The sequence below is a fragment of the Microbulbifer aggregans genome, from assembly GCF_020524005.1.
Lineage (GTDB): Bacteria > Pseudomonadota > Gammaproteobacteria > Pseudomonadales > Cellvibrionaceae > Microbulbifer > Microbulbifer aggregans_A.
Genome location: NZ_JAIVKK010000029.1, coordinates 1 through 2,775, shown reverse-complemented (window position 1 = coordinate 2,775; position 2,775 = coordinate 1). Strand labels below are relative to the sequence as shown.

The 2,775-nt window shown below is 45.9% G+C and carries 3 protein-coding genes; all 3 read right to left on the bottom strand.

What is annotated here, in order from left to right; genetic code table 11:
* Positions 1 to 110: 110 nt before the first annotated feature.
* Positions 111 to 488: a hypothetical protein gene (locus LC093_RS20105; protein WP_226669254.1), complete on the bottom strand. Its 378-nt coding sequence runs from the start codon at positions 486 to 488 to the stop codon at positions 111 to 113.
* 118 nt (positions 489 to 606) lie between these two features.
* The gene (locus LC093_RS20100; protein WP_226669250.1) at positions 607 to 1,101 is read right to left on the bottom strand and encodes a hypothetical protein; all 495 of its coding nucleotides are present in this window, start codon (positions 1,099 to 1,101) and stop codon (positions 607 to 609) included.
* 603 nt (positions 1,102 to 1,704) lie between these two features.
* A complete protein-coding gene (locus LC093_RS20095) occupies positions 1,705 to 2,235 on the bottom strand; it encodes a hypothetical protein (RefSeq protein WP_226669248.1) in 531 nt (176 codons plus the stop codon).
* Between the last annotated feature and the right edge of the window lie 540 nt (positions 2,236 to 2,775).

The window sequence follows — 2,775 nt, the reverse complement described above, 5'->3', positions numbered from 1 at the left end:
AACGCCCAGCGCAGGCGCAGCCAGCGCGGAGCGCATTTTGTGTTAATGTTTGAGCGCCAGCGAGTAACACAAAAGGTGCGTAGCGTTGGCTGTCGCTCTGCCGCTGCTTGTTATGCATGGGACAGCACTGTTCCAGCAGCAACAATATGCACTGCCGTGACCAAAAATGGAATTGAATGAAGTACCATTTTTGGATATGCCCGGATCAGAGACATTTTTGGCCGAAAATACAAAGGATCTAGCCGCTCTAATAGTTTATTTAGTAAATTGGCAAGTGGAGCTAACCACCGACGATAGAAGATACCCAGTGCCAAAATTACCTGTGCTTCGATAGCGATAAAAATTGTTTCAAGGCCCACAGACTCAATAACTAGACCGATAAGGCGAATTTCAGGATTTAGTGACAGCAGTAGAAAGGTAACTACCGCAATTGTTGCCAATTTCCATTTTTTATTCATATTCATCGGTAATGGTAAAGCTCCTTGCATAACGCCGCGCTCAGCCGCGGACAATTTTGGGCGCTTTATGCGCAATAATCGGAGCGCAGCGACTGCGCATAAAGTGCACAAAGTTGGCCGTCGGCCTGCAGCGCCTTGTTACGTTTTTTTAGGTCGGCCACGCAATATCTTTGTACTCCACAAGCCTTAACCGGAACCGAAGTGTAGATAGCGGGCTATCACCAATTGCCAATTCAACTGACAGATTCAACGTTTTAGCATCTTTGAATGATGAATAATCACTCTTTCCAGTACCGAAAAGGCGGATACTCTCGATAAGAAAACCGCTGTCCCGTAGTTCGCGATTTGTATAATAGTTCTTATTCAACTGCAGAGTTTCAACTTTTCCTGATACTGGATCTGTCAAAGAGGCGCTCTTAATAAAGATTTTTTCCGGTTTTTCAGAGAGCACGACTAACGAAGAGTATCGAACAGGGAATGATGATGTAAATGTTCGAAAATTTGGGACCACCTCAAAACCAGCTACATCATTAATTTCGCCACCATAAATAATTGCCTGCCGAATTTCGTGTGTTTCAGCATTTCGATAATCTTTGATACTTACGACTGAACATCCAGCATGAAGCAGGCAAGCTATAAGCAAAAAATATTTGATGTTAGCCTCCTTGAAACGTAACGCCCAGCGCAGGCGCAGCCAGCGCGGAGCGCCTTTTGTGTTAATTTTTGAGCGCCAGCGAGTAACACAAAAGGTGCGTAGCGTTGGCTGTCGCTCTGCCGCTGATTGTTAGTGTTTCGGGTTGCTGCCAACTTGCTTTAGCACCTCTTGGCTTGATGTTACCACCGCAAAGAACGAAGGCGAATAAGCCTTTCTGTACTTGGAAAAACCTCTGTGCGGTGCCGCCACTCCTGGCAGAGACCTTCAGGTTCCCACCCGTGGGCGAAGCCGACGATTATCTTCAAGCGGCACTGCACAAATAGAAGTGCCGATAAAACCCATGAAGCCTGACCGCTAAAGCCGAATAGTGGAACCACGATTTCACGCGGTTTACTTTTACCACCAAATTTCCGGCTACCACCTTCCAATACTCTGAACTCGGCAGCTCCACCAAACAAAAAAGTGCAAAGGCTAAAAAACACTAACGCCGTGCGCAGCGGCGGCTTGCATTGTGTAGTTTTTGCGCGAAAATAGGAGCGTAGCGACTGCGCAAAAAGTGCACAGAGTAAGACGTCGGTCTGCCGCACCTTGTTATACGCTTGGTAAACAACATGGTTGGGTTTTACCCTTTTCTAGCACCGGATTAAATAGTAACTCAATTGATGTGCCTGCACCCTGAGCTTGCGTTTTATAGCTGAATTTAATAATTAGCTTTTCACTGACACTAAAGTCTGGCTCTAGCTCGCTGACTGAATGAGTAGCGCTATTGAAGTATGGCTCCGTGCCCTCAATAAAACCTGGAGTAACGAAGGTAATTTCTTCGCATCCATTTGAAACGTGTAAAGTTCTCCCATGGTCTGTGGTAACAGAAAGCTCACAAATTCTGAGTTCTTTTAACTGCATGGATCTATCAGAGTAACGGAGATACAAAGTGTATGGTGCTTTTGACAAATCCTTGCCGTAGCTAGTAGGTGAAACATAAATTGAAAACAACGAGGTTTCGCTTTTGATCCGGTTCTTACCCTCCATGCTTTTATCAATTATATATCTCTCATGGTGGTATGGTTTATATGAGCAACCCGATACCAAAAGCAATAGTATGATGAAAAGTGGCTTATTCATGATTGCGTATAACGCCCACAGCAGGGGCGGCCGAAGCGTAGCGTAGGCCGTCCCGCAGAGGCCCCGCCAGGGGCCGGCGCAAGCTGCCTGTGATTGTTAGGGCTCTTCATAGAGACCGAGACCACAGTTACTACATACTCTAGGAGCACCAAGGCGAACCTCCTGATTTGAAAGCCATGCAACGCCGCACTTTGGACACGGCCAACGAGCTATCCGAATAGCTGACCAAGCCCACACTACAGCCCAAAGCAACAAAGATCCCAATAGTAGCAACCCAGACTGAGTTCCGAATAAAGCATTAACTGCAATAGCAATTAAAAACGTGATTGGAAGCCCAATTATTAACGTTGCCGTTGCCGCCCAATTACGCCTTCTATATGAGTGCCATGATTTTGGAATTGATTTACTCACTTTTAAGCCCTAACGAGCCTGTAGAAAAACGACTTCCGTCGTCGCCAACTTTTGGCCCTTTCTGATTATTTTGATGCGCTCAGGATTTAAGCACACTTCTTTAACATAATCACACTTGTGCGTACTTTC

Coding starts and splice junctions, on each gene's coding strand:
- LC093_RS20105 (WP_226669254.1), bottom strand. CDS start 488: ATGCAAGGAGCTTTACCATTACCGATGAATATGAATAAAAAATGGAAA.
- LC093_RS20095 (WP_226669248.1), bottom strand. CDS start 2,235: ATGAATAAGCCACTTTTCATCATACTATTGCTTTTGGTATCGGGTTGC.